Origin of the sequence: Streptomyces sp. NPDC001668 (assembly GCF_042893155.1) — a bacterium.
Taxonomy (GTDB): domain Bacteria; phylum Actinomycetota; class Actinomycetes; order Streptomycetales; family Streptomycetaceae; genus Streptomyces.
On the sequence record NZ_JBIAUQ010000017.1, the window covers coordinates 94,339 to 120,081 of the forward strand.

Genomic DNA, 25,743 nt, shown 5'->3' on the forward strand with positions numbered 1-25,743 from the left:
GGGACCGCGCCGAACGACCGTTCAGACATTCGGCGCGTGCCCGTCGGCGCGGTCAGCCCCGTCGGCGAGCCGCCTCGTACAGCACGATCCCGGCCGCCACACCGGCGTTCAGCGACTCGGCGCCGCCCGGCATCGGGATCCGCACCCGGTAGTCGCAGGTCTCGCCGACCAGCCGGGACAGGCCCTTGCCCTCGCTGCCGACGACGATGACGACGGGGCCGCCGAGGGCTTCCAGGTCACCGATCTCGTGCTCGCCGTCGGCGGCGAGGCCGACGACCGCGATGCCCTGCTTCTTGTACGCCTCCAGGGCGCGCGTCAGGTTGGTGGCGCGGGCGACGGGGGTGCGGGCGGCCGTGCCGGCGGACGACTTCCACGCACCGGCGGTCATGCCGGCCGCGCGCCGCTCGGGCACGAGGACGCCGTGGCCGCCGAAGGCGGAGACGGAGCGGACGGCGGCACCGAGGTTGCGCGGGTCGGTCACGCCGTCGAGGGCGACGATCAGGGGGTCCTGACCCTCGTCGTAGGCGGCGTTGGCGAGGTCCTCGGGGTGCGCGTACTCGTACGGCGGGACCTGGAGGACCAGGCCCTGGTGGTTGAGCCCGTTGGTCATCCGGTCGAGCTCGGGGCGGGGGGCCTCCATGAGGTGGACGCCGCCGCGGTCGGCGACGAGCTGGAGCGCCTCGCGGACCCGCTCGTCGTTGTCGATGAACTGCTGGACGTAGAGCGTCACGGCGGGCACGCCCTCGCGCAGCGCCTCGACGACGGGGTTGCGTCCGACGACCATCTCCGAGGTGCCCTTGCCGCCGCGGCCGCGCGCCGCGGGGCGCCGTACGGCCTGCCGTGCCTGGGCGTTGGCGACTCGGTTCTTCTTGTGGCCCTTGCGCATCTCGGCGGGCGGGGTCGGCCCCCTGCCCTCCAGGCCCTTGCGCCGCTGGCCGCCACTGCCGACCTGCGCGCCCTTCTTGCCGGACATGCGGCGGTTGTTGGCTGCCATGACCTACCTGTTCTGCGTCGGTGAAACATGCGTACGTCTATGCAGTGTGCCGCCCGGAGGGCCGGGCGGCACAATCGATCAAGAAATGGGGCTAGCGGGGACCCAGCGTCCAGCGCGGTCCCTGCGGACCGTCCTCGATGGTCAGCCCGGACTGGCCCAGCTGGTCGCGGATGGCGTCCGCGGTGGCCCAGTCCTTGCGGGCGCGGGCCGCCTCCCGCTGGTCGAGGACCAGGCGTACGAGGCTGTCGACCACGCCGTGCAGGTCCTCGCCCCGGTCGGACTCGCCGGCCCAGTGCGGGTCGAGCGGGTCGAGGCCGAGGACGCCGAGCATGGCGCGCACCTCGGCGAGGCGGGCGACGGCTGCTTCCTTGTCGTCGGCCGCGAGCGCGCTGTTGCCCTGCCGGACGGTGGTGTGCACGACGGCGAGCGCCTGCGGCACGCTGAAGTCGTCGTCCATGGCCTCGGCGAAGGCGGGCGGCACCTCGGCGGAGGGCTCGACGGGACCGGCCTTCTCCACGACCCGCTGCACGAAGCCCTCGATCCGCGCGAACGCGGACTCGGACTCGCGCAGGGCGTCCTCGCTGTACTCGATCATCGAGCGGTAGTGCGGGGTGCCGAGGTAGTAGCGCAGCACGATGGGGCGCCACTGCTTGACCATCTCGGAGACGAGGACGCCGTTGCCGAGCGACTTGGACATCTTCTCGCCGCTCATGGTGACCCAGGCGTTGTGCACCCAGTACCGCGCGAAGTCGTCGCCGAAGGCCTTGGCCTGGGCGATCTCGTTCTCGTGGTGCGGGAAGATCAGGTCCAGGCCGCCGCCGTGGATGTCGAAGGCGGAGCCGAGGTACTTGTGGGCCATCGCCGAGCACTCCAGGTGCCAGCCGGGGCGGCCGCGGCCCCACGGGGTCTCCCAGTCGGGCTCGCCGGGCTTGGTGGCCTTCCACAGGGCGAAGTCACGGGGGTCGCGCTTGCCGGAGACGCCCTCGTCGGGCTGGCGCAGGTCGTCGATGTCCTGGTTGGACAGCGACAGGTAGCCGGGGTAGGAGCGCACGTCGAAGTACACGCTGCCGTCGGCCTCGTACGCGTGCCCGCGCTCGATGAGGCCGCGCATCATCTCGACCATCTCGGTGACATGGCCGGTGGCACGGGGTTCGTATGTGGGCGGGAGGCAGCCGAGGGCGGTGAAACCGTCGTTGAACGCGCGTTCGTTGTCGTAGCCGATGGACCACCACGGGCGGTTCTGGTCGGCGGCCTTGGCGATGATCTTGTCGTCGATGTCCGTGACGTTGCGGATGAAGGTGACGTCGTAGCCGCGGTACTCGAACCAGCGGCGCATGATGTCGAAGTTCAGGCCGGAGCGGATGTGGCCGATGTGGGGGGTCGCCTGCACGGTCGGGCCACAGAGGTAGATCGAGACACAGCCCGCTGTGAGCGGGGCGAAGTCACGGATCTGCCGGGCGCTGGTGTCGTACAGGCGAATGGTCACGGGTCCAGGGTAGTGGGCGTTGTGTGGTGCCTTCGACGGGTTGTGGATAACAGTCAGCTCGCGGTCCTGACCACCAGCGCGGTCGCCACCGCCATCAGGCCCTCGTCCCGGCCGGGAAACCCGAGTCCGTCCGTGGTCGCCCCCGACACCGACACCGGCGCTCCGGCTGCCTCGGACAGGATCTTCTGGGCCTCGTCCCGCCGCTTTCCGATCTTCGGGCGCGGACCCACCACCTGTACGGCGATGTTGCCGATCCGGAAGCCCGCCTCGCGCACGATCCGGGCCGCCTCCGTCAGCAGCGTGACGCCGGACGCGCCCGACCACTCGGGGCGTCCGGTGCCGAAGTGGTGGCCGAGGTCGCCGAGGCCGGCCGCGGAGAAGAGGGCGTTGCAGGCGGCGTGCGCGACGACGTCCGCGTCGGAGTGGCCGGCCAGGCCGGTGCCCTCGCCCTCCCACTTCAGGCCGGCGCACCACAGGTCGCGGCCCTCCTCGAAGGCGTGGATGTCGGTGCCGATGCCGACCTGCGGCAGGGGCACGGGCTGCTCAGAAGCCATCGTTGAGCCTCCTGCGGGCCAGGACCGCCTCGGCGAGGACCAGGTCCAGCGGGCGGGTCACCTTGAAGGCCTCCTCGTGACCGGGCACGACCACGACGGTGTGCCCCAGCTGCTCGACCATGCTCGCGTCGTCGGTGACGTCCTCGGTGACCGTCTCGTGGGCGTGGATCAGGGTCGCCCGGTCGAAGCCCTGCGGTGTCTGTACGGCACGCAGGCGCGCGCGGACCGGGGTGGCCACCACCGGTTCCGGCTCGCCGGGGGCGGTCGCCGGCTCGACCTCCTTCACGGTGTCCGCGAGGGGCAACGCCGGGACGACGGCGGGGGCGCCCTCGCGTACGGCCTCGATGACCGCGTCGACGGTGTCGACCGGGACGAGCGGGCGGGCCGCGTCGTGGACCAGGACGATGTCGAAGTCGGCGGGCAGGGCGTCCAGGCCGAGCCTGACCGACTCCTGGCGGGAGTCGCCGCCCGGGACGACGAGGAAGTCGGTCCGCTCGGGCAGCGCGTGCGCGTCGAGGAGTGACTTGACCTCGCCGGCGCCGTCGGGCGGGGCCACGACGACGACCAGGGAGACGGCACGGGAGGCGGCCATCGCGCGGACCGCGTGGATCAGCATGGGGGTGCCGTTCAGCGCGCGAAGCGCTTTGGGGGCGCCTGGACCAAGGCGTACGCCCCTTCCGGCGGCGGGAATCACCACCGCGGTGCGGGCCTCCGCACGTGCTTCGGCGGGCGACGGGCGCGAAACGTCAGACATCGGTTCCTGTCAGGTTTGTGTGCTCGGCCAACGTGGGTACGGAGACAGCGTGCCGGGCGCGACGCCTTGACCGGACCCTTCCGTGACACCGGTCGAGCCTGCTGCCCGGGCCCGGCACGCCAAGTATCGGGGGATCTTTCTCCGAGCGGAACACGCGCGAGGACATGCGCGCGGCACTCCAGGGCGTGACGGGCAGGGCGTGACAGGCCCGGCATCAGAACATTTGATTCCGGAGACAGACATGCCGCAGCGCCCGGCGACAGCTGTTGCGTCATCGGGCACCGCGGCATTTCAATGCGGCACTTCTATTCAGGACTCAGTTGTGTGCTGAGCGTTGTGTGCTGAGCTGGGCGGGCAAGGTGCCTGCACAGGGACGCTCAGGACGCGAGAACCTCGTCGAGCAGCGCCTCGGCCTTGTCCTCGTTCGTGTTCTCCGCGAGAGCGAGCTCACTCACCAGGATCTGCCGAGCCTTGGCGAGCATGCGCTTCTCACCTGCGGAGAGTCCACGCTCGCGCTCACGACGCCACAGGTCACGCACGACTTCCGCGACCTTGATGACATCGCCGGAGGCGAGCTTCTCCAGGTTTGCCTTGTAACGACGGGACCAGTTAGTGGGCTCCTCGGCGTACGGCGCGCGCAGCACCTCGAAGACCCGGTCCAGCCCGTCCTGACCGACCACATCACGCACGCCGACGAACTCCGCATTGTCCGCTGGCACACGTACCGTCAGGTCACCCTGGGCGACCTTCAGCACCAAGTAGGTCTTGTCCACGCCTTTGATCTGGCGAGTTTCGATAGCCTCGATCAGCGCGGCCCCGTGATGGGGATAGACCACGGTGTCGCCAACCTTGAACGTCATGTGACAGGTACCCCTTCCGTGGCTATCCAGGGTAACACGGAAACTGCGGGTTCTGAATGGCGTTTTCGCAGGTCAGGGCATATCTCGGGGCTTGACAACAGCAACAGGAACGTGCTGCGGACGCCGAGCGGAAGAAGGAATTCGCAGGTCGGAGCGGCTCTCCGGGCGAGGTGAAACGCGTACGTTACACGCATCCGGAGGCTCCTCCGAGCGGGCTAACGTCCACAAATGTCCGGTTCCAAGTGTGCGACTTCCGCTACTCCGTTCGGTGGCCGGAGTCACTTCGGCGCCGAATCCGGAATTGATCACACAGGGCCGGAGGATCACGTGGTGATCAATTCCGGAGGCGGTCGCGCATTCCTTCACGGAACTTTTGCCACCGGATGCCGAAACCTCTTATGTGAATGACGGACGAGCGCCGGCGCGCGAGGTGCAAGTGACTCAGGAGTCACTTGTGAACCGGGATGACACGCCTCTTGGGGAGGGTCGGGTGCGGAGCGGCGGGAACGGCTCGGTAACCTAAGCCCGCTGACAGACACTTAGCGCGGCTTTACGGGCCGCCCCGCTCAAGTCAAGGAGTTGCCGCCGCCGTGAGCAGCAGCCTTCGACGCGGCGCCCTCGCCGCCTCCGCCCTCGCGTTCTCGATCGCCTCGCTCTCCGCGTGCGCGGCCGGCAACAACGCCCAGACCCTGGAGGTCAAGCCCGACAACGCGGAGATCCGCGTGGGCGACATCAAGCTCCAGAACGTCGTGGTGATCACCCAGCCGAGCACCGAGGCCTCCGGCGAGACCAAGGGCCCCGCCGCGATCTCCGCCACCGTCTTCAACGGCGGCGACAAGGCCCAGACGCTGGAGGCCGTGAGCATCGACGGTGGCGGCAGCGCCACGATCAAGCCCGCCAAGGGCAAGGGCGAGGTGACCGTCCCGGCCCACGGTTCCGTCGTCATCGGCGGCAAGGGCAACGCCTCCGCCGCGGTGAACGAGCTCGGCGCGGGCGTCAAGAACGGCAACGCCCAGAAGGTCACGTTCACCTTCAGCACGACCGGCGAGGTGAGCCTGCGCGCCTTCGTCGTCCCGGCCGACAGCTACTTCACCAAGTGGGGTCCGACCGCGGTCCCCTCGGCCCCGGCGGCCTCGCCGAAGCCGACCGGCTCCGCGACCCCGACCGGCGCGGCCACCCCGACCGGCTCCGCCACGCCGACCGGCGCGGCCTCCGCGAGCGCGACGGCCACCGAGTCGGCCGCGAGCCACTGAGCGGCCGTACGGGACGGTCGTGACCGTCGTACGACACGAAGGGCGGGACCTCCGAGGAGGTCCCGCCCTTCGGCGTGCGTGAGGTGTCCTGGTTTAGGGCTCGAACTTGTAGCCGAGACCGCGGACCGTCACCAGGTACCGCGGCGCGCCCGGGTCGGGCTCGATCTTGGCGCGCAGGCGCTTGACGTGGACGTCGAGGGTCTTGGTGTCGCCCACGTAGTCGGCGCCCCAGACCCGGTCGATGAGCTGCATGCGGGTCAGGACGCGGCCGGCGTTGCGCAGCAGCATCTCCAGGAGGTCGAACTCCTTGAGGGGGAGGTCGACCTTGGAGCCGGAGACCGTCACGACGTGGCGGTCGACGTCCATGCGGACGGGACCGGCTTCGAGGGCGGCCGGGGTGACCTCCTCGGGCTCCCCGCGGCGGCGCAGGACCGCGCGGATGCGGGCGACCAGCTCGCGCGAGGAGAACGGCTTGGTGACGTAGTCGTCGGCTCCTATTTCGAGCCCTACGACCTTGTCGATCTCGCTGTCCTTGGCGGTCACCATGATGACGGGGACGTTGGAGCGGCCGCGCAGCTGGCGGCAGACCTCGGTGCCGGGCAGGCCCGGCAGCATCAGGTCGAGGAGGACGAGGTCGGCGCCGTTGCGATCGAACTCGTCGAGTCCGTCGGGGCCGGTGGCCGCGATGGCGACCTCGAAGCCCTCCTTGCGGAGCATGTACGACAGGGCGTCGGAGAAGGACTCCTCGTCCTCGACGACGAGCACTCGGGTCACGGAAGGACCTCCGGGGCGGGAAGCGGGTCGTAAGAAGCCGACTCGGTGGTGGAATGCCCGTCCTCGTCGTCGAGGTCGGGGTGCTGGAGCGCGCGGTCGCGGGCCGCGCCCGCCTCCGGCAGCCTGAGGGTGAACGTGGAGCCCTGTCCCTCCGAGCTCCACACCGTGACCTCCCCGCCGTGCGAGGCGGCCACGTGCTTGACGATCGCGAGACCGAGGCCCGTGCCGCCGGTCTGGCGGGAACGGGCCGGGTCGACGCGGTAGAAGCGCTCGAAGATGCGCTCCTTGTCCTTGTCGGAGATGCCGATGCCCTGGTCGGTGACGGCGACCTCGATCAGGTCGCCGCCCGGGACGGACACCCGGCGGGCGGCTATGCCGACGCGGGTGCGGGCGGGCGAGTAGTTGACGGCGTTCTCGACGAGGTTGCCGAGAGCGGCGGCGAGCTGGCCGCGGTTGCCCCACACCTTGAGCTCGGCCGCGCCGGCCGCGGCCATGGTGATCTGCTTGGTGCCGGCCTGGTGCCGGCAGCGGTCGATGGCCTCGGCGACCAGTTCGTCCACGCGGACGGGTTCGGCGTCCTCCAGCGGGTCGTCGTTCTGTACCCGGGAGAGGTCGATGAGCTCCTGGACCAGGCTGGTCAGGCGGGTGGCCTCGATCTGCATCCGGCCGGCGAAACGCTCCACGGCCTCCGGGTCCTCCGAGGCGTCCATGACGGCCTCGGAGAGGAGGGAGAGCGCGCCGACCGGGGTCTTGAGCTCATGGCTGACGTTCGCGACGAAGTCGCGTCGTACCGCTTCGATCCGCCGGGCCTCGGTGAGGTCCTCCACGAGGAGCAGCACCAGCCGGGACCCGAGGGGCGCGACCCGCGCGGAGACCGCGAGGGCCTCCCCCCGTCCGGTCCCCCGCCTGGGCAGGTCCAGCTCGACCTGGCGTATCTCGCCGTCCCTCCTGGTGTCCCGGGCCATCTGGAGCATGGGCTCCACGGAGAGCTTGCCGCCGCGGACCAGCCCGAGGGCGTACGCGGCGGAGCTGGCCTTGACGACGGCGTCGGCCTCGTCGAGGACGACGGCCGAGGAGCGGAGCACGGAGAGGACGGTGTCCACGCCCGGCGGGAGCACCGGGTCGGTGTGCAGGGAGGTGCGGGTGGGGCGTTTCTGCTCCCGCTCGCTCCAGCGGAACGCCAGCATGGCGATGACACCGGTGAGCACACCGGCGATCGCTGCCGCTGCGGCGACCGCCGCGTTCACGTCCATGCCTCCAGGTTAGGCATGGGATCGGTCCTGGCCACAGCCGTCCGAGTACCAGCTCGAACACTCGTCGCCCAGAGTTCACCTTGGAGCCAGTATTGGTTCATTTGGGAGGGCCGAAACGGACGCGTACAGGCCCGAACGTGGGAGCGTGGGGTACGCAGCACCGGTTTCACGGCCGGTTTTGGCCCCTGGAACCCACAGGAATGACGTACGAGAGGGAACCGACAATGCGGGACGCGTACCACGAGGAACTTGATTCGATCGGCGACGGTCTGGTGGAGATGGCCCGCCTGGTCGGCTCGGCGATCGGACGCGCCACGACGGCCATCCTCGACTCCGACCTCAAGCTGGCCGAGAGCGTGATCGAGGCCGACCAGAAGGTGGACGACCTCCAGCACGACCTGGAGGCCCGGGCGATAGCACTGCTGGCCCGCCAGCAGCCGGTGGCGACGGACCTCCGTATCGTCGTCACCTCCCTGCGCATGTCGGCCGACCTGGAGCGCTCGGGCGACCTGGCCCAGCACGTGGCCAAGCTGGCCCGGCTGCGCTTCCCCGAGAAGGCGATCCCCCACGACCTGCACGCGACCATCCTGGAGATGGGCCAGCTCGCCCAGCGCCTGATGGCGAAGGCGGCGGAGGTCATCATCACCAAGGACGTCGACCTCGCGCTCCAGCTGGAGCAGGACGACGACGAGATGGACCTGCTGCACCGCACGCTCTTCCAGCACCTGCTGGACGACAAGTGGAAGCACGGCATCGAGACGGCGGTGGACGTCACCCTCCTCGGCCGCTACTACGAGCGGTTCGCCGACCACGCGGTGTCGGTGGCCAAGCGGGTGGTGTACCTGGTGACGGGTGAGCACGCGGACGATCTCCAGAGCGACATCCAGCCGGTGACGGGGGTGGAGGGGGCCTGACCGGCCGCTGCCGGGGGCGCCTTCGGTCTGTTCGGGGCTTGCGCGAGCCTCTGTGCGCCGTTGATGCGCCCAGCGGGGCGGGCGTCCAATGGGCACAGGGCCCGATCCGACAGTCGGTCCGGCGGTCGGCACGTTCTGGCTCTCGCCTCGAGGAGGGACCCATGGCCGAATCCCCCAGCACTCCCCAGCCCGACCCCACACAGGAACGCCCGACCGAGCAGCCCGCCGCGATCAGGACCCTGACGGTCATCGGCGCGTGCGGGTGCGGCTCGGGCTGCGGGTGCGGGTGCCAGTCGGGCAATCCGTGCCAGTGCGGCTGACGCGGTAACTTCTGGATCTCGTACGGCATTGAGGGGCCCCGGGTGATCCCGGGGCCCCTCGTCGTCCCGGGTCGACCGGACGGGCGGGGAGGAGGAGCATGAGAGGGGGGCGGTGACCGTCGGGCTCGGGGATGGCAGAAGGGTGCAGGCCATGGCTCGGTTCATGGACGTACACCGCGGGATGCAGGGCATCACGGCCGACCAGCTGATGGCGGCCCACCAGGCCGACCTCGCGATAGAGCAGGAAGAGGGCGTGCACTTCGAGCGCGCCTGGGCGGACCCCGAGTCCGGCCTCGTCTACTGCCTCTCGGAGGCCCCGTCGGCGGAGGCGGTCCAGCGCATCCACGAACGCGCGGGACACCGGGCGGACGAGGTGCACGCGGTGCCGCTGTCGGTTTGACGGGGCTGCGCGACTATCGGCTGGGGCCGGGCCTGGACCGTTCACCCGGCCCGCACCTCCACCCCGGCATGTGCGAGACGCCGTTCGACAGACACTCCGTCTCCTCGAACCAGGCATCGCCGTGCCAACCGGCTGGGTGACATCCTCGCCCACACCTGCGCGTACCGGTTGGTGACGCACGGCAGCGGACTGCTCGACCCCGAGATCCCGAACCTCACCCGCTACGTCTTCGCCGACCCACGCGCCCGTACCTTCTTCGCCGAGTGGGACGAGGTCGCCGACGAGCAGGCATTCGACCTGTGGCTCGCCCCCTCCGTGGAGAACTCCGAGTGGTTCACCACGGAACTCGCACGCCTTGCCGGCGCCGACCTGACCCGGCGCCTGAACCGGCACGTCGTGCCGCAACGCGGAGTCCTGCGGCTCAGCCATCCGGCCGGGTGCGAGCTCCGGCTGCTGCGGGAAACACTCGAACTACCCGATGACGCGCAGCAGTTGACCGTCTTCCTCCCCTCGGACGGCGAGACCGCCGAGGCCGTCGAGGAACTCCGCCGCGGGCGTCGGCACGGCACGCGCTGCGGGCCCGGGGCGTCGATGATGGCTGCGTCGGCCACAGCCGTACACGTTCAAGCCAGTTGACGAGACTCGGCCGCAGTAGTCGGCGTCTGTGGCCGATCGAGCTTCTCCAAGACACGGTCGCGGAGAAGCTCGTACTCCTCACGGAGCCTGCGCCACTCGGTCACGGGCGGGCGAGGAATCACGATGCCTCCGGTGACGGTCTCCTCCGGCCCGAACTGCTCGCGGGTGAGGTCGATCTCGATGCCCATGCCCAGCCGGTTCCACCAGTGGTAGTCCACCCGCTCCCCGTCGACGTGGACCTCTCCGCGGATCAGCTCGCCTCCCAACAGGTCATTGAGCACCATGGCGGTCACCCCGCACTGGTCCCGGGCCGGATTGTCCTTCGCCCAGCGCGACCGGAACTCAGGCGTGCACGTCTCGGCGCTCCAACTGCCGCGAACGGCCCGTTCGATGTCGGTGAGAAGCAGTGGTGTCATGCCCGTGATCCTGCCAGCAGGCACTGACAACGGGTCGGCACCGACAGATCGATACGCTGCCGATAGGTGCCGCCGGTGAGACTGCCCGATGACAACCCGATGACAACCGGAGGGAAGCTGAGGTGGCAGGGTGCGGCTCGAGGGGTGGCACGACTGGGCCGGGACGTTCACCGGGGTGGTGTTCCTCACGGTGGCCACGTTGCCGTCGGCGGTGCTGGCGGCGTGGGCTCTGGCCCGCCGGCGCAGGCTCGGCGGTGCCGGGGCGGCGAGGGCGTGGCGTACGTCGATCGCCGAGGTCGGCATCGTCTACGGGACAGTGCCGCCCGTCTGGTTGATCCTGCTGCCGGGCGACGAGGACGGGGCGGTCGTGAACCTGGTGCCGCTGCGGGACCTGCTCACGATGGACACGGGTCAGATCGTCGGCAACCTGCTGGTGTTCGCGGCGCTGGGGTTCCTCGCCCCGCTGCGGTTCGCGGCGCTGGCATCGGTACGGCGGGTTCTCGCGCTCGGGGCCGGTTGCTCGGTCCTGGTCGAGACGGCGCAGTACGTCCTGCACCTGGACCGGGTGTCGTCCGTGGACGACGTACTGCTCAACACCGCCGGCGCCGCTCTGGCCGCACTGGCGTCACGCCGCTGGTGGCGCGACACCGGCAAAGACTCTCCCCCTGCCCGGCTCTCGCGGGCGTGAGACTGCCTCCCGCCGACGCCGTATGCGCAGGCGGGAGGCATGATCACAAACGTTACTTCTTCTTGCCCTGGTTCTTGACCGCCTCGATGGCCGCCGCGGCCGCCTCCGGGTCGAGGTACTTGCCGCCCGGGGTCACCGGCTTGAAGTCGGCGTCCAGCTCGTACGCCAGCGGGATGCCCGTCGGGATGTTCAGGCCCGCGATGTCGGCGTCGGAGATGCCGTCCAGGTGCTTGACCAGGGCGCGGAGGCTGTTGCCGTGTGCCGCGACCAGGACCGTGCGGCCGGCCAGGAGGTCCGGGACGATGCCGTCGTACCAGTACGGGAGCATGCGGACGACGACGTCCTTCAGGCACTCCGTGCGGGGGCGCAGCTCCGGGGGGATGGAGGCATAGCGGGGGTCGTCCGACTGGGAGAACTCCGTGCCGTCCTCGAGGGGCGGGGGCGGGGTGTCGTAGGAGCGGCGCCAGAGCATGAACTGCTCCTCGCCGAACTCCGCGAGGGTCTGGGCCTTGTCCTTGCCCTGGAGGGCGCCGTAGTGGCGCTCGTTCAGGCGCCAGGAGCGGTGGACCGGGATCCAGTGGCGGTCCGCGGACTCCAGGGCGAGCTGGGCGGTGCGGATCGCGCGCTTCTGGAGGGAGGTGTGGACCACGTCGGGGAGCAGGCCGGCGTCCTTGAGCAGCTCACCGCCGCGGACTGCCTCCTTCTCGCCCTTCTCGTTGAGATTGACGTCCACCCAGCCGGTGAACAGGTTCTTCGCGTTCCATTCGCTCTCGCCGTGGCGGAGGAGGATCAGCTTGTACGGTGCGTCGGCCATGCGTATGAGCGTAATCCACGCCTTCGGTACGGGCAGTGCCCGCTCGACAGACGGACGGTTGACGGGATCTGTTAATTGAGTGGCACGCCGTCACCACCCCTTCGTAAGTTGTGCTCGCTGTCCGAGCCACTTACACAAACGGGGGTCCTTCCATGCCGCTCGCCACCCTGAGACGCGCCACCCGCGAGACCGTCTCCGGGCTGCCCCGCGAGTTCTGGTGGCTGTGGACCAGCACCCTCGTCAACCGCCTGGGTGCCTTCGTCGCCACCTTCATGGCCCTGTACCTCACCCTCGACCGCGGCTACTCCGCCTCCTACGCCGGTCTCGTCGCCTCGCTGCACGGGCTGGGCGGGGTCGTGTCGTCGATCGGGGCGGGGGTGATGACCGACCGGCTCGGACGGCGGCCCACGCTCCTTGTCGCGCAGTCCGCCACCGCGGCCTCCGTCGCACTGCTCGGGTTCATGCACCACCCCGTCGCGATCGCCGCCGTCGCGTTCCTGGTCGGCATGGCCTCCAACGCCTCCCGGCCGGCCGTGCAGGCGATGATGGCGGACATCGTGCGGCCCGAGGACCGGGTCCGGGCCTTCTCGCTCAACTACTGGGCCATCAACCTCGGCTTCGCCGTCTCCGCCATGGGCGCCGGGTTCATCGCCGAGTACAGCTACCTCGCGGGCTTCCTGATCGAGGCCGCGATGACCGCCGTCTGCGCGGTCGTCGTCTTCCTCAAGCTGCCCGAGTCCCGGCCCGCCGCACCGCAGGACACGAAGACCCCCGACGACGTCCGCCTCGGCACCGTCCTGCGCGACGGGCGGTTCATGAGCGTCGTCGGACTGTCCTTCCTGGTCGCCGTGATCTTCCAGCAGGGTTCGATCGGGCTGCCCGTCGCGATGGGCGAGGCCGGGTTCACGCCCGCCGACTACGGCCTCGCCATCGCCCTCAACGGCGTCCTGATCGTCGCGCTGCAGATCCCGGTGACCCGGTTCATCCAGGACCGGGACCCGCAGCGGCTGCTCGTCGTCTCGTCCCTGCTCGCGGGATACGGCTTCGGGCTCACCGCCTTCGCCGGGTCTGTCGGCCTGTTCGCCCTCACCGTGTGCGTGTGGACCCTCGGCGAGATGATCAACGCGCCCACCCAGACCGGGCTCGTGGTCCGTCTGTCCCCCACCCACGGCCGCGGCCGCTACCAGGGCATGTACACGCTGTCCTGGTCGGTCGCCGCCCTCGTGGCGCCCCTGATGTCCGGTTTCGTCATCGACCGGTTCGGGGCGGAGTGGCTGTGGGGGCTGTGCGCGGTCGTCGGGACGGTGGCGGCGGTGGGGTACGCGGTCCTGATGCGGCACCTGTCCGGGGAGACGGCCACCGAGGTCGCCGTCACCGGGAAGTCCGAGACGTCCGCCGCCGAGGTCAGCCCCGCCTGACCCGGCGGCCTGACCTCCCGGCCCGGCCGACCGTGATGTCAGGGATGCATCCGCGCGCCCTTGAGCACCTTGTCCACGGCGTTGCGCGGCCCGTACACCGCGAGCCCCACCAGGTCCAGCTCCCCCGTCGCGACCGCCCGTACCGCCGCGCGGTTGTCGCGGTCGTTGCCGGTCGCGAAAAGGTCGCTGGTGAAGAGCGCGCGCGGGAGGGAACGGGACAGCACGCGCGCGTGGGCCGTCTTCAGCATCTCCTTGGTGCCCTCGAAGACCAGCACCGGCTGGCGGAACATCGGCAGGTAGGGCACGCCGTCGGCGTCCTCGTAGGGCTCCCCGACCACCTCGGGGGCCTGGGTGCCGAGGCCGCTGACGAGGAACGCGGTGACGTTCAGGCGCTGCCAGGTCTCCAGGTCCTCGCGCAGCAGGACGGCGATCTTGGTGTCGAAGCGGATGGGTTCAGTACTCATGGGACGAGACTCGCGGGCGTCGTACGGCCTCGTCTTGTACGTTCTTTGCATGGCCACCCGGGAGAACGTCACCGCGTGGCGTCCCACCGTCCCGGGCGTCACCGAGGTCTTCCACGCCCATTTCACCGAGTACGCCTATCCGATGCATGTGCACGAGGCGTGGACACTGCTCATCGTGGACGACGGGGCCGTACGGTACGACCTCGACCGGCACGAGCACGGCACCCCGGACGACACCGTGTCCCTGCTGCCGCCGCACGTCCCGCACAACGGCTCGCCCGCCACGCCCGACGGCTTCCGCAAGCGGGTTCTCTACCTCGACCACACCCACCTCGGCGACGAGCTGATCGGGCCCGCCGTCGACGGTCCCGATCTGCGGGATCCCGTACTGCGGCGGCGGGTGGGGCAGTTGCACACGGCGCTGACCAGGCCCGGCGAGGAGTTCGAGGCGGAGAGCAGGCTGACGCTCATCGGCGACCGGCTCAGGACCCTGCTACGGCCGCGGCTGTACGACGGCCCCGCGCGCCGGGACCCCGCCCTCGCCCGCCGGCTGCGCGAACTCCTCGACGAGCGGGTCGTGGAGGGGCTGTCGCTGGAGGCGGCCGCGGGGGTCGTACAGGCGCATCCGGCGCATCTCGTACGGGCGTTCAGTGCCGCCTACGGCATCGCGCCGCACCAGTACCTCACCTCCCGCCGGGTCGACCGGGCCCGGCGTCTGCTGCTCGCGGGGCAGGGTCCCGCCGAGGTCGCCGCGCTCACCGGTTTCCACGACCAGGCCCATCTCACCCGGCACTTCAAACGGCTGGTGGGGGTGACGCCGGGGCGGTATCGCACCAGCGTCGGGAGCCCTCCGGCTCGCTGACGCCCAACTGGGCGCAGGACAACGGAGACGACCCGGAGTCAGTCCTGCGCGCGCTGTCGGTCCTCCGTGCGCTGGGTCAGATGCGCGAACGCGTCCAGGTTGCGTGTCGGCTCGCCCCGGGACACCCGCCACTCGTACTCCTTGCGGATCGCGCTCGCGAAACCCAGCTCCAGCAGGGTGTTGAAGCTGCCGTCGGCGGCCTCCAGGACCTGGCCGAGGAGGCGGTCGACCTCCTCGGCGGTGACCGCGGCGAGGGGGAGCTTGCCGGCGACGTAGATGTCACCGAGCCGGTCGACGGCGTAACTCACGCCGTACAGCTTGAGGTTGCGCTCCAGGAGCCAGCGGTGGACGCCGGGTTCGTTCTCGTCGGGGTGGCGGATGACGAAGGCGTTCAGGGAGAGCGAGTGGCGGCCGACGAGGAGTGAGACGGTCGTCTTGAGTTTGCGGGTGCCGGGGAGCTGCACGACGTAGTTGCCGGGTGCGGGGCTCTCCCACTCGACCTCGGCGTCCTTGAGGACGCCCTCGATGACCTGCGCTGCCTTCTCTGCCGCTGCCTTCTCTGCCTCAGCCATGGTGGGAGCGTACGTGACGCCGGTACGACTGCGCCGCGGCCACATACACGTCCGCCGTGGCCGCGGCCGCGGTGTCCCAGCCGAAGGACTGGGCGTGTCGTGCGGCCGCCTCGCCCATGCGGGGCGTGAGCGTCGGGTCGTCGGCGAAGTCGCGCAGCACGCGCGCGTAGGCGGCCGGATCGTGTCCGCGTACGAGGAACCCGGTGCGTTCGTCGGCCACGGCCACCGGCAGCCCGCCGACCGCCGCCGCGAGCACCGGGGTGCCGGCCGCCTGGGCCTCTATGGCGACCAGGCCGAAGGACTCGCTGTAGGAGGGCATGACCAGCACGGACGCGGCCCGGAACCACTCGGCGAGCTGTTCCTGGCCGACGGGCGGGTGGAACCGTACGACGTCCGCGATGCCGAGCCGGGAGGCGAGCTTCTGCAGACCCTCCGGCTTGGCGAGCCCGCTGCCGCTGAGGCCCCCGACGACCGGGACGAGGATGCGGGAGCGCAGGTCGGGACGCTGGTCGAGCAGGACCGCCACGGCTCGCAGGAGGATGTCCGGGGCCTTCAGGGGCTGGATGCGGCCCGCGAAGAGGGGGATCAGGGCGTCCTGGGGGAGGCCGAGGCGGGCGCGGGCCGCCGCTCGGCCGTCCGCCGGGCGGAAGCGCTCGAGGTTCACGCCGGGGTGGACGACGGCGACCTTGGCGGGGTCGGCGGCGTAGTGGTGGACGAGTTCCTCGCGCTCCTCGGCGGTGTTCGCGATGAGACGGTCCGCGGCGGCGACGATCTGGGTCTCGCCGATGACGCGGGCGGCGGGCTCAGGGGTGTCGCCGTCGGCGAGGTTGGCGTTCTTGACCTTGGCCATGGTGTGCATGGCGTGCACGAGGGGGGTGCCCCAGCGCTGGGCGGCGAGCCAGCCGACATGGCCGGAGAGCCAGTAGTGCGAGTGGACCAGGTCGTAGTGGCCGGGGCGGTGACCGGCCCAGGCCTGCATCACACCATGCGTGAAGGCGCACAGCTGGGCGGGCAGGTCCTCCTTGTTGAGGCCCTCGTAGGGGCCCGCGTCGATGTGGCGGACCAGGACGCCGGGGGCCATCTCGACGGTGGGCGGGAGGCCGCCCGTCGTGGCCCGCGTGAAGATCTCGACCTCGACGTTGATCGCGGCGAGGCGCTGGGCGAGCTCCACGATGTAGACGTTCATGCCGCCCGCGTCGCCGGTGCCGGGCTGGTGGAGCGGTGAGGTGTGCACGGAGAGCATGGCGACGCGGCGGGGGCGGCGGTGCAGGCGCAGCCGGTGGGAGGTGGCCTGGGAGCGACGCTGGAGCCTGCTGACGTACTGGCTCACGTGGCGTTCCTCCTTGCAGCGGGCATGCCGGACGGAGGGTGTGGGGGACCCTCCGAGGGAGGCAACACCGGAGGACGGCGTTCCCATTCCGGGCGGGGCGGTTTTTGCCGAGGTATTACCGGGGGTCGCTCAACCGTTCGAGGGTGTGGTGCGTGGGGGGATGGTGGTGGTGGTGGGGGTGGGGCGAGGGGTCGTGGGCATGCCCCCTCGGTGTCGTGAGCGCCGCATACCCTCGTAGGCATGACATCCCGCGCCGCCTCCCGCCCTGTGGGCACGGTCACGCGCGGGACGACCAACCCCAACCGGCTGCGCCGCATGGACCGCTGGATCGCCGCCACACAGGGCGCCGAGCTGCGCCGCGCCGCCGATCCGGTCGCCGTCGACCTCGGGTACGGGGCCGCGCCCTGGACCGCCGTCGAACTGCTCGCCCGGCTCCGTGAGACCGCTCCACGCACACGCGTGGTCGGCGTCGAGATCGAACCGGCGCGGGTGGCGGCGGCGAAGCCGTACGAACGGGACGGGCTGGTCTTCCGGCACGGCGGGTTCGAGATCCCGCTCCCCCAGCGGCCGCAGCTCATCCGGGCGGCCAACGTGCTGCGCCAGTACGACGAGGCCGAGGTGGCCGCCGTGTGGGAGCGGCTGTGCGCCCGGCTGGCACCGGCCTCGGGAGGATCCCGTGGCGGACTGCTCGTCGAGGGGACCTGCGACGAGATCGGGCGCCGGCATGTGTGGGTCGCGCTCGGACCCGAGGGCCCGCGGACGGTGACCTTCGCGACCCGGCTTGGCTCCCTGGAACGACCCTCCGACCTCGCCGAGCGACTGCCTAAGGCACTGATCCACCGCAACGTCCCGGGCGAGCCGGTGCACTCCTTCTTGCGCGACTTCGACCGCGCGTGGGCGGCGGCCGCGCCCTACGCGTCCTACGGCGCCCGCCAGCGGTGGATCCGAACGGTACGGACCCTCACGACCGACTGGCCGGTCCTGGACGGGCCGTCGCGGTGGCGTCAGGGGGAAGTGACGGTGGGGTGGGGGGCGTTGGCGCCGCGGGGGGTGGGGGCGGGGGTGGTCTGACTCCGGTGGGGGTCTGGGCTAGGGGGGAGGTGGGAGGGCGGGGTTCCGGTGGGGCAGCCTGCGCTGGGTGAGGTGGAGTGGGAGCGGGGAGGGTTCGGTGCGGCCCAGGTGGAGTGAGGTGGGGGCGGGACGGTCTGACCCGGCGGGACTCTGCGCCACGCGAGGTGGAGGCCAGGATGGCCTGACCCGGCGGGCTCCGCGTCACGCGAGGTAGCGCCCAAAACGGTCCGACTCCGGTACGACCCGCACCGGAGCAGGGCGGGATGGCCTGACCCCGGTGCGGCCCCGTGCCGCGCGGGATGCGGCCTGGTGTGAACTCCGGTGCGCCGTAAGCGTGGAGCCGCGCTTGCGGGGTGAACTCGGTTGCCGCTTCTGGACTCCGGTACACCCCAGCGCTTGCGGCCCGCCTGAACGCCGGTACACCCCAGCGCTTGCGGCCCGCCTGAACTCTGCTGCGCCGCGAGAGCGCACCCGCCACCGACCTTCCACTCCCCCGCCCCCGGCAACCCACCCGCCCCGCAAAGCGAACCCCCAGGGAACGATCTCCGTGAGTCGTTCGTCACATAGGCGGGGAGATCGTCTTCGGGAGGCGGGGAGAGGGGGAGGCACCGGAAGTGCCGGTCGCGAAGGGGTTCACAGGGCAGGCCTGCCTCTGTCGTTTTCGGCCCTGACGTGGCACGATCCCCCGAGCACCGTAAGTTACTGACGGTTAATCAGCTTTGGGGGCACAGGTATGGGGACGGGCAAGCGCGGTCTGATCGCCACGGCCGTGACCGTGATCGGCGCGGTAGCCGTGCTGGCGGCACCCGGCGCCGCCTTCGCCGCCCCCAGTCCGACACCCACCCCCACGGCCTCGCCGACCCCCGTCACCAACAAGGACATCGAAGCCGTACGCAAACAGCTCGACACCCTCTACCACGACGCGGCCGTCGCCACCGACGCCTACAACGCCGCCGAGGAGAAGGCCGAGCAGCAGTCGGCGCAGATCGTCGCGCTGGCCCAGAAGATCGTCAAGGGCCAAGAGAGGCTGGCGGAGCTGAAGGCCCGCGCGGGCGCCGCGGCCGCCGCCCAGTACCGCACCAACGGCCTGCCGGACGAGGCCCAGCTGATGCTGAGCGACAACCCGCAGGAGTTCCTGGACGGCACCGGCCGCGTCCTCCAGGGCCAGCGTGCCACCAAGGCGCTGATCGCCGAACTGACCCGGACCCAGCAGGACTTGAAGCAGTACGCCGACGACGCCTCCGCCCAGTGGACCAAGCTGGAGGCGAACCGCAAGGCGAAGGCGGCGGCCAAGAAGAAGGTCGAACAGCAGATCGCGGCGGCCGAGAAGCTCGAATCCCGGCTGGAGGAGAAGGAGAAGAAGCGCCTCGCCGAACTGGAGGAACAGGCCGCCCACCAGGCCCAGACCGCCTGGCTGGACTCCGGCATCCTCGACGAGATCAACGGCAAGGCGAGCGCGGCCGGGAAGACCGCCGTCGAGTACGCGACGAACCAGATCGGCAAACCGTACGAATGGGGCGCCGAGGGCCCCGACTCCTACGACTGCTCCGGGCTGACCTCGCAGGCCTGGGCCGACGCCGGCAAGCCCATTCCGCGCACCTCGCAGGAGCAGTGGAAGCAGCTCAAGCACATCGACGTCAAGGACATGCGGCCCGGCGACCTCATCATCTACTTCGACGACGCCAGCCATGTGGCGATGTACCTCGGCGACGGCGCGATCGTGCACGCCCCGCGCCCCGGGCGGACGGTGACGATCGCGGGGGCCGGCACGATGCCGATCCTCGGGGTGGTCCGGCCGGACGCGTGAGCGTCACCTGGCGGCCGGGAGTGAGACCTGGGTCATGTGACGCGGGGCACGCCTGACGGCCCCGCAAACCTGCCGCGAACGTGACGTTCGTCATCCTCGCGGCACCCCCCACCTGTCCAACTGCGGTGGATAACGCGGCATATGACAGTGGCCACCGGCCAAGCAGCGTGTCTCACGCCATTCCTTTCCCGGCCCGGCACCCGCTATGGTCCCCGTCGGTGGATCGAGACCCCTCGCTCCGCCATGCCCTCGGGGGGAGGGAAGGAATCCGAGACCATGCCCGTACCCATACCGCGGCAGCGAGCGATCCCGGCCGTGGAGAGTGGTCAGGCGCCGGCCGTACCCCAGGACGAACCCTCCAAGGAAGCAGCCCCGCGCAAGGAAGCCACGGTCGACAACAACGCCGCCACCCAACTGAGCCTGCTGGTGATCGAGGACGATCCCGGCGGGTCCACGGTCGTCCCCGAACTCCTGGACTCGGCCGGCAAGCCGATCCGCGTCCGCACCGCCCGCAACCTCACCGAGGCGGAGCGGCTGCTCACCGACGACGTGCACTGCATCCTGCTCGACCTCGCGCTGCCCGCGCCCGGCCGCCTCGATGACGACGACGAGCTCGCCGTACTCCGTCATGTCCTGGAGCTCGCGCCCCGGCACGCCGTCCTCGCGCTCACCGCGTCCGGAGACGCCGAGCGCGGTGCGGAGGCGGTGCGGGTGGGAGCCCAGGACTATCTCTTCCGGGACGAGCTGGACGGACGGCTGCTGAGCCGGGCGATCCGGTACGCGGTCGAACGGAAACGTTCCGACACCGCGGAGCGCAGGCTCGCCGAGGGGCGCGTGCGGGCGCAGGAGAACCGGCGTCTGGAGCGCGGGCTGCTGCCCACACCGCTGCTGGAGGGGTCCTCGCTGCGGTTCGCCGCGCGGTACCGGCCGGGCCGGTCGCGTGCGCTGCTCGGCGGTGACTTCTACGACGTCGTACGGACTCCCGACGGGACCGTGCACGCGATGATCGGCGACGTCTGCGGGCACGGCCCGGACGAGGCGGCGCTCGGCGTGGAGCTGCGGATCGCCTGGCGCGCGCTGACCCTGGCGGGGCTGTGCGGGGACGAGCTGCTCGGCACGTTGCAGGAGGTGCTGGAGCACGAACGCTCGGACGACGAGATCTTCGCGACCCTGTGCACGGTGGACATCGCGCCGGACGGGCGGCGGGCGGGCCTGTGTCTCGCCGGGCATCCGTCCCCGCTGGTGGCCCGGCCGGGACGGCCCCCGCGGCTGCTGCCGTACGACAACAACGGACCCGCCCTTGGCATGCTGCCGGGGGCCCGGTGGCCGCGGATGCAGGTGGAGCTGGGTGCCGAATGGAGCCTGATGCTCTACACCGACGGGCTCATCGAGGGGCGCGTCGGCGAGGGCGGGGAACGGCTGGGGCAGGACGGGATGGTGTCCATGATCCGTCGCCAGCTGTCCGAGGGGCTGCGCGGCGAGGCGCTGCTGCGGGCCGCGGTGAACGAGGTGCGCTCACTCAACGGCGGCGAGCTGGCGGACGACGTGGCGGTACTGCTGCTCGACCGGGAGGCGTGACCTCCGCCGCGATCGTGGCGGAGCCGCGCGTCGCCTAGCGGCCGCCGTTGTACGGGCCGTACGGGCCGTCGCTGCTCGAACCCCTGCCCCGGCCGCTGCGGCCGCCGCCCGGGAGGGCGCGGATCGCCGGGCGTACGTCGACCATGTAGACGATCGTCGCGACGAGACCGATGATCGGCAGGAACGACAGGATGTTGAAGATCAGGTTCACCACGAAGGCGAGCCCGAGGATGATCAGCCAGAACGGCTTGGTCTTCTTGTCGGCCGCGCGGTAGGCGTCCTCACGGCGGATGGCTGCGTCGAACAGCGCGAAACCGCTGAAAACGATCAGGGCCATGCTCAGCAGCCACATGAAGCCTGCGAACCCCTGCATCAGCACAACGTCCACCACCCGACTCGGCTCGTCATTTCGCGGTTTCGCGGTTCCGCGACCACGCGGTCACCGTACCCGTTCCCGTTCCCCCACGGTCGCTACCCGCACAACGGGCCGGGCACTCGGTAAGTGCCCGGCCCTGAGTCGTGCGGTGTCCCGCGGTGCCTTACTTGGCGGGCGGGGTCTTCTTCGCCGGGGTGGTCTTGCGCGGCGTGGCCTTCTTGGCGGCGGGGGCCGTCTTCTTCGCCGGGGCCGGGGCGGCGGCCGCGGCGGGCGTGACCGGCTTCGCGACCGGGGTCGCGGGCGCCGGCGTCTTGACCTCGCCCGGCTCGGCGTTCGGCTCGACGGCGATCGCCAGCTCCTCGATCTCCTCGGCGGCCTCGCCACGCCAGGTCTTGACGGCCTGCTCGCCGTGCTCGGCGACCTTCTCGTAGGTCTCACGGGCCTTGACGGCGTACTCGGCGGCGACGCCGACACCGCGCAGGGCGAAGTCCTGGGCGGACTCGCCGAGCTTCTTCAGGTCCGCGTCGATCGTGGTGCCGAGCTTCTTCAGGTCACCGTCGAGGCTGCTGATGAACTCGCCGACCTTGGTCTGCAGGGTCTCCTGGGTCTCCTTGACCCTGGCGCCGGCCTCCTTGGCACGGGCCTGGGCCTTCTCCTGGACGGCCTTGGGGTCGGTGCCGCGCACGGCCTCGATACGAGCCGGCGCCTCGGCGCGCAGCTGCTCCACCAGGCCGGGAACCTTCTTGGCCTCCTGGAGGGCCAGATCACCGGCGCCGGCGAGGAAGTAGAGCGGGGTCGGGTCCGTGACGGCCTTGCGGATGTCGTCGGTGATGGCCATGGTGATGGTCCTCCCGGGTCGCTTTCTGATGAGGGTTTTGGGTCCCGCGGTGCGTGTCGGCGGCTGTCGAGCCAGGTGGGTCGTACCGGGTCGGTCGTACCAGGTCGACTCAGCTCTCAACTGGCCGTCTGCTGCGGGTCGGCGTCGCTGCCGTCGGTCTTCGGGGTCTTGCGGGTGGTGCGGGGCTTGCGGGGCCGGCGGGCCTCCCGTACGGCGGTCTCGCCGTACGGGACGTCACCGGCAGGGACGTCACTGTCCCGAAGTTCCTCCTGGGCGTCCGCCGTACCGTCGTCCGGCGCGGGGGCCGCGTCCGACGGGGCGATCTCGAAGCCGTTCTCCTTGCGGAAGGACTCGTAGATCTGGAGCAGCACCTGCTTCTGCCGCTCGTTGAGCGTGGGATCGGCGAGGATGACCGCACGTGTCTCCACGTCGTCCCGGTCGCGCTCGGCGTCGAGAATGCCGGCTCGCACGTACAGCGTCTCGGCGGAGATCCGCAGGGCCTTGGCGACCTGCTGCAACACCTCCGCGCTCGGCTTGCGCAGCCCGCGCTCGATCTGGCTCAGATACGGATTGGACACCCCGGCGGCATCGGCGAGCTGCCTGAGCGACAGCTGCGCGGTGCGCCGCTGTTCACGCAGATACTCACCGAGATTGCCGACGTTGAGCGATGCCATGTCCCCACTGTGCCCCACCCGCGCTAACTATTGCAAGCAGCCGCTTGCAATAGTGCGCCACGCCACTCGGACGGGGGAGTGAGGCTGAGCACGACAGGTGACACGCCGCCGTACGTGGCTGTCTACGGTCGTCGTACATGGTCAGCGCCGGGTGGGGGTGTCTGGTGGAAGCTGAGGACGTCCGGCTGGAGTACGTCGACGCCGGCGGTGACCCGCATGAGGGGCCGCTTGAGGTGATGTGCCGTACTTGGCACCGCTCTGGCCAGGCGACACCTCGGTTTGAGCGAGACAGCCGACCCGCCCCCGGCTCGCTCAAACTCGGCGGCCTCTTCGGTCGAAGGTGGCGATCTGGTCCGGGTCGCGGACGGTTCCGACGACGGTGTGTGGCCGAGATCGGCCTCTTGGCCAAGGTCGGTGTCACCGTCAACGGCTGTTCGCGGACGCCTCGTTCGACGTGGTGACCGCATCTGGTTCGGTAGAACGGTGTGGCGCCGCGGAGCCTTCCACGGGCTTGGACCTCGCCAGCCACAGGCCGGTGAACACGGCGGTGGCCGAAGTGACCGCCCCGGCGGCGAGGAAGGCGCTGTCGAGGCCGGTCTCGAAGGAGGCGCCGCCGGATTGCCGGGTGCGGACGACGGCTCCGAGTACCGCCACGCCGAGCACCGCGCCGATCTGCCGCGTGGTGCTGCTGACGCCGGAGGCGAGGCCGCCCTCTTGCGGGCCGACCGCTTGGATGGCGGCGCCTGTCAGGGGAGACATGGTCAGTGCGAAGCCGATGCCGACGACTCCCAGCCGCCACCACACGTTCCCGTAACCGGTGTCGGCGTGCACCGTGCCCAGCGCCAGCAGCCCTCCTCCGGCCAGGGCCAGGCCGACGGTGACCACGATCCGGAAGCCGTACCGGGCGGCGAGCCGGCCCGCGAACGGGCTGACGATCACCATGGCGAGGGTGGCGGGGAGGGTCTGCAGACCGGCGCGCAGGATCGAGCTGCCCTGGACGTACACGAAGAACTGGGAGAAGAAGAACGACGAGCCCATGAGCGCGAACCCCACCACGACCATGGCGGTGTTGGACACGGTGAACAGCCGCTGCCGGAACAGCCGCAGCGGCAGCATCGGAGCGGCCCGACGCGCTTCGACGGCAACGAAGGCGGCGAGGAGAAGCACCCCGGCGGTGAAGCTGCCCAGGATCACCGGCGACGTCCAGCCGCGGGCGCCCCCCTCGATCAGCCCAAAGGTCAGCGCCCCCACCCCCAGGACCGACAACGCCGTTCCCGGGATGTCGATCGCGGGGGCGCCCGGATTGCGGGCCTCTTCAAGGCTGCGCAGACCGACCAGCAGGAGGATCACGCCGATGGGCAGATTGACCAGGAAGATGGCGGGCCAGCCGAAGGCCTCTGTCAGCACGCCGCCGGCCACGGGGCCTGCGGCGAGACCGATTCCGCTGAATCCGGCCCACAGTCCGATCGCCTTGATTCGTTCCTGCGGCACGGGATACGCGGCGGCGAGCAGGGCCAGCGAGGCAGGGCTCAGCGCCGCGGCCCCGATGCCCTGCAGCACCCGGCCGGCGATCAACCAGCCGACCGTGGGCGCGAGACTGCACAGCACCGATGCGGCGGTGAACACGGCAACGCCCGCCAGGTACACCCGCTTGCGGCCGAACCGGTCGGCGAAGATACCGCCGGACAGCAGCAGCATGGCGACCAGCAGTACGTACGCGTCGACGATCCACTGGAGACCGGTCAGCTGGGTGTGCAGCCGGTGCTGCATGTCGGGCAGCGCTGCTCCGACGATCGTGTTGTCGAGCAGCACCATGAATTGGCCTAGGCAGGTCACCGTGAGCAGCACAGCCCGGTTCCGTCGACCGCCTAGGGCCGCAGGCGATGCAGCCATGAGGGTTCCTCTCCATCGGTGGTTGCGCCTCTCCACGGCCGACGTGGTCAGCCTCAGTCGACCCCCGGCGCACTAAAGCAGTCGTTGACTGCATTAGGAGACCGTAAGGGAGCCCTTCCGTAAACGCAAGTAACTACTGCGTTAAGGTGGAGGCATGGACGAGCGACAGCGAGCCCGGCGACCCGGCGGGCGCAGCGCCCAAGTCGGCGCGGCGGTGCACCAGGCCGTCACCGACTTGATCAGCGAACGCGGCTACGGCAAGTTCTCCGTCGGCGACGTCGCGGCCCGCTCGGGTGTGGCCGACAGCAGCATCTACCGCCGGTGGGGCAGCCTGGAAAACCTGCTCACCGACGTGGCACTCACCCGCCTCAACGAGCGGTCGCCGATGCCCGACACCGGGAGTCTGGCCGGCGACCTGCGCGCTTACGCCGCCCAAGTGGCCCGAGAGATCACCGGACCCGACGGCCTGGCGTTGCTGCGGCTGGCCGTCGCCCTGTCGAGCAGCGGTCAGCAGGGCCGGCTGGCGGGTGACGACCTCCTCGCCGAACGCACCCGGCAACTGCAGTCCATGCTCGATCGCGCCCGCGAACGCGGCGAGCGCGCACCCGACGCGTTCGACGTGCTGGACCACATCCTGGCCCCGATGTATGTCCGCGTCCTGCTCGGCGTGGGCCCGCTCACCCCGGACTACGTCGACGGGCTGGTCGACCGCTTGCTGTGACCTCGGCCCTGCGACGATGCCCC

27 protein-coding genes are annotated in these 25,743 nt (G+C 70.6%); 11 read left to right on the forward strand and 16 right to left on the reverse strand.

Features of this window, described 5'->3' with window-relative positions; genetic code table 11:
* Positions 1–52: 52 nt before the first annotated feature.
* The 5 genes from rlmB to ACFYZ8_RS37280 all read right to left on the reverse strand — a co-directional run bounded on the left by rlmB (position 53) and on the right by ACFYZ8_RS37280 (position 4,648).
* Complete coding sequence (gene rlmB / locus ACFYZ8_RS37260) at positions 53–994, reverse strand: 23S rRNA (guanosine(2251)-2'-O)-methyltransferase RlmB (protein ID WP_359039707.1); 942 nt, start codon at positions 992–994, stop codon at positions 53–55.
* Between the two features lie 91 nt (positions 995–1,085).
* Positions 1,086–2,480, reverse strand: coding sequence for a cysteine--tRNA ligase (cysS, locus tag ACFYZ8_RS37265; protein WP_388540091.1), 1,395 nt, complete (start codon positions 2,478–2,480; stop codon positions 1,086–1,088).
* Positions 2,481–2,533: 53 nt separating this feature from the next.
* Entirely contained in the window at positions 2,534–3,034 is a 501-nt protein-coding gene (gene ispF, locus ACFYZ8_RS37270; protein WP_359039703.1) for a 2-C-methyl-D-erythritol 2,4-cyclodiphosphate synthase, read from the reverse strand.
* Positions 3,024–3,788 (reverse strand): 2-C-methyl-D-erythritol 4-phosphate cytidylyltransferase, encoded by a 765-nt coding sequence (ispD, locus tag ACFYZ8_RS37275; protein WP_388540088.1) that lies wholly within the window; start codon positions 3,786–3,788, stop codon positions 3,024–3,026. Before ispD ends, ispF begins: the two co-directional genes overlap by 11 nt.
* Positions 3,789–4,165: 377 nt before the next feature.
* Positions 4,166–4,648, reverse strand: a complete 483-nt coding sequence (locus tag ACFYZ8_RS37280; RefSeq protein ID WP_003953493.1) for a CarD family transcriptional regulator — start codon at positions 4,646–4,648, stop codon at positions 4,166–4,168.
* 590 nt (positions 4,649–5,238) lie between these two features.
* On the opposite strand from ACFYZ8_RS37280, the gene ACFYZ8_RS37285 reads away from it, so the two are divergent.
* Complete coding sequence (locus tag ACFYZ8_RS37285) at positions 5,239–5,901, forward strand: DUF461 domain-containing protein (protein WP_388540085.1); 663 nt, start codon at positions 5,239–5,241, stop codon at positions 5,899–5,901.
* A gap of 93 nt (positions 5,902–5,994) precedes the next feature.
* Here ACFYZ8_RS37285 and ACFYZ8_RS37290 read toward each other — a convergent pair whose 3' ends face one another.
* A complete protein-coding gene (locus ACFYZ8_RS37290) occupies positions 5,995–6,675 on the reverse strand; it encodes a response regulator transcription factor (protein WP_359039697.1) in 681 nt (226 codons plus the stop codon).
* Complete coding sequence (locus ACFYZ8_RS37295) at positions 6,672–7,928, reverse strand: ATP-binding protein (RefSeq protein WP_359039695.1); 1,257 nt, start codon at positions 7,926–7,928, stop codon at positions 6,672–6,674. The genes ACFYZ8_RS37290 and ACFYZ8_RS37295 overlap by 4 nt, the downstream gene beginning before the upstream one ends.
* Before the next feature lie 224 nt (positions 7,929–8,152).
* Between ACFYZ8_RS37295 and phoU the strand changes: the two genes are divergently transcribed.
* The 3 genes from phoU to ACFYZ8_RS37310 all read left to right on the forward strand — a co-directional run bounded on the left by phoU (position 8,153) and on the right by ACFYZ8_RS37310 (position 10,198).
* Complete coding sequence (gene phoU / locus ACFYZ8_RS37300) at positions 8,153–8,842, forward strand: phosphate signaling complex protein PhoU (protein ID WP_359039693.1); 690 nt, start codon at positions 8,153–8,155, stop codon at positions 8,840–8,842.
* Between the two features lie 471 nt (positions 8,843–9,313).
* Complete coding sequence (locus tag ACFYZ8_RS37305) at positions 9,314–9,562, forward strand: SCO4226 family nickel-binding protein (RefSeq protein ID WP_359039690.1); 249 nt, start codon at positions 9,314–9,316, stop codon at positions 9,560–9,562.
* Between the two features lie 171 nt (positions 9,563–9,733).
* Positions 9,734–10,198, forward strand: a complete 465-nt coding sequence (locus ACFYZ8_RS37310) for a hypothetical protein (protein ID WP_388540080.1) — start codon at positions 9,734–9,736, stop codon at positions 10,196–10,198.
* Here ACFYZ8_RS37310 and ACFYZ8_RS37315 read toward each other — a convergent pair.
* Positions 10,186–10,614 (reverse strand): hypothetical protein, encoded by a 429-nt coding sequence (locus tag ACFYZ8_RS37315; protein WP_388540077.1) that lies wholly within the window; start codon positions 10,612–10,614, stop codon positions 10,186–10,188. The two genes, ACFYZ8_RS37310 and ACFYZ8_RS37315, sit on opposite strands and share 13 nt — an antisense overlap.
* A 130-nt stretch (positions 10,615–10,744) precedes the next feature.
* Between ACFYZ8_RS37315 and ACFYZ8_RS37320 the strand changes: the two genes are divergently transcribed.
* Positions 10,745–11,302, forward strand: coding sequence for a VanZ family protein (locus ACFYZ8_RS37320; protein ID WP_388540073.1), 558 nt, complete (start codon positions 10,745–10,747; stop codon positions 11,300–11,302).
* A gap of 52 nt (positions 11,303–11,354) precedes the next feature.
* Here ACFYZ8_RS37320 and ACFYZ8_RS37325 read toward each other — a convergent pair whose 3' ends face one another.
* On the reverse strand, positions 11,355–12,116 hold the full coding sequence (locus ACFYZ8_RS37325; RefSeq protein ID WP_388540070.1) for a phosphoglyceromutase: 762 nt from the start codon (positions 12,114–12,116) through the stop codon (positions 11,355–11,357).
* Between the two features lie 152 nt (positions 12,117–12,268).
* Between ACFYZ8_RS37325 and ACFYZ8_RS37330 the strand changes: the two genes are divergently transcribed.
* Positions 12,269–13,534, forward strand: a complete 1,266-nt coding sequence (locus ACFYZ8_RS37330) for an MDR family MFS transporter (protein WP_388540067.1) — start codon at positions 12,269–12,271, stop codon at positions 13,532–13,534.
* A 38-nt stretch (positions 13,535–13,572) separates the two neighbouring features.
* On the opposite strand, the gene ACFYZ8_RS37335 is transcribed toward ACFYZ8_RS37330, so the two are convergent.
* Positions 13,573–13,998, reverse strand: coding sequence for a DUF2000 family protein (locus ACFYZ8_RS37335; protein ID WP_388540064.1), 426 nt, complete (start codon positions 13,996–13,998; stop codon positions 13,573–13,575).
* Positions 13,999–14,047: 49 nt separating this feature from the next.
* On the opposite strand from ACFYZ8_RS37335, the gene ACFYZ8_RS37340 reads away from it, so the two are divergent.
* Positions 14,048–14,860, forward strand: coding sequence for an AraC family transcriptional regulator (locus tag ACFYZ8_RS37340; protein WP_388540062.1), 813 nt, complete (start codon positions 14,048–14,050; stop codon positions 14,858–14,860).
* A 38-nt stretch (positions 14,861–14,898) separates the two neighbouring features.
* Here ACFYZ8_RS37340 and ACFYZ8_RS37345 read toward each other — a convergent pair whose 3' ends face one another.
* Together ACFYZ8_RS37345 and mshA are read right to left on the reverse strand one after the other, a co-directional pair.
* Positions 14,899–15,432, reverse strand: coding sequence for a YbjN domain-containing protein (locus ACFYZ8_RS37345; RefSeq protein WP_388540059.1), 534 nt, complete (start codon positions 15,430–15,432; stop codon positions 14,899–14,901).
* Positions 15,425–16,762, reverse strand: a complete 1,338-nt coding sequence (mshA, locus tag ACFYZ8_RS37350; RefSeq protein WP_359039674.1) for a D-inositol-3-phosphate glycosyltransferase — start codon at positions 16,760–16,762, stop codon at positions 15,425–15,427. Before mshA ends, ACFYZ8_RS37345 begins: the two co-directional genes overlap by 8 nt.
* Before the next feature lie 240 nt (positions 16,763–17,002).
* Here mshA and ACFYZ8_RS37355 point away from each other — a divergent pair, with 240 nt between their 5' ends.
* The 3 genes from ACFYZ8_RS37355 to ACFYZ8_RS37365 all read left to right on the forward strand — a co-directional run bounded on the left by ACFYZ8_RS37355 (position 17,003) and on the right by ACFYZ8_RS37365 (position 21,218).
* A complete protein-coding gene (locus tag ACFYZ8_RS37355) occupies positions 17,003–17,833 on the forward strand; it encodes a class I SAM-dependent methyltransferase (protein WP_359039672.1) in 831 nt (276 codons plus the stop codon).
* Positions 17,834–18,566: 733 nt separating this feature from the next.
* Positions 18,567–19,640 carry an NlpC/P60 family protein gene (locus ACFYZ8_RS37360; RefSeq protein ID WP_388540056.1) on the forward strand — a complete coding sequence of 358 codons (1,074 nt, stop codon included), beginning with the start codon at positions 18,567–18,569 and terminating at the stop codon, positions 19,638–19,640.
* Positions 19,641–19,916: 276 nt separating this feature from the next.
* Positions 19,917–21,218: a PP2C family protein-serine/threonine phosphatase gene (locus ACFYZ8_RS37365; protein ID WP_388540053.1), complete on the forward strand. Its 1,302-nt coding sequence runs from the start codon at positions 19,917–19,919 to the stop codon at positions 21,216–21,218.
* Positions 21,219–21,252: 34 nt separating this feature from the next.
* Here the strand turns inward: ACFYZ8_RS37365 and ACFYZ8_RS37370 are convergent, their stop codons facing one another.
* The 4 genes from ACFYZ8_RS37370 to ACFYZ8_RS37385 all read right to left on the reverse strand — a co-directional run bounded on the left by ACFYZ8_RS37370 (position 21,253) and on the right by ACFYZ8_RS37385 (position 24,999).
* Entirely contained in the window at positions 21,253–21,591 is a 339-nt protein-coding gene (locus ACFYZ8_RS37370) for a DUF2516 family protein (RefSeq protein ID WP_082319565.1), read from the reverse strand.
* Positions 21,592–21,757: 166 nt separating this feature from the next.
* Entirely contained in the window at positions 21,758–22,432 is a 675-nt protein-coding gene (locus ACFYZ8_RS37375; RefSeq protein WP_359039665.1) for a hypothetical protein, read from the reverse strand.
* 116 nt (positions 22,433–22,548) lie between these two features.
* Positions 22,549–23,106, reverse strand: coding sequence for a helix-turn-helix domain-containing protein (locus ACFYZ8_RS37380; protein ID WP_359039663.1), 558 nt, complete (start codon positions 23,104–23,106; stop codon positions 22,549–22,551).
* Positions 23,107–23,529: 423 nt separating this feature from the next.
* On the reverse strand, positions 23,530–24,999 hold the full coding sequence (locus ACFYZ8_RS37385) for an MFS transporter (RefSeq protein ID WP_359039661.1): 1,470 nt from the start codon (positions 24,997–24,999) through the stop codon (positions 23,530–23,532).
* Between the two features lie 154 nt (positions 25,000–25,153).
* Between ACFYZ8_RS37385 and ACFYZ8_RS37390 the strand changes: the two genes are divergently transcribed.
* A complete protein-coding gene (locus tag ACFYZ8_RS37390; RefSeq protein WP_388540048.1) occupies positions 25,154–25,720 on the forward strand; it encodes a TetR/AcrR family transcriptional regulator in 567 nt (188 codons plus the stop codon).
* Positions 25,721–25,743: the final 23 nt, after the last annotated feature.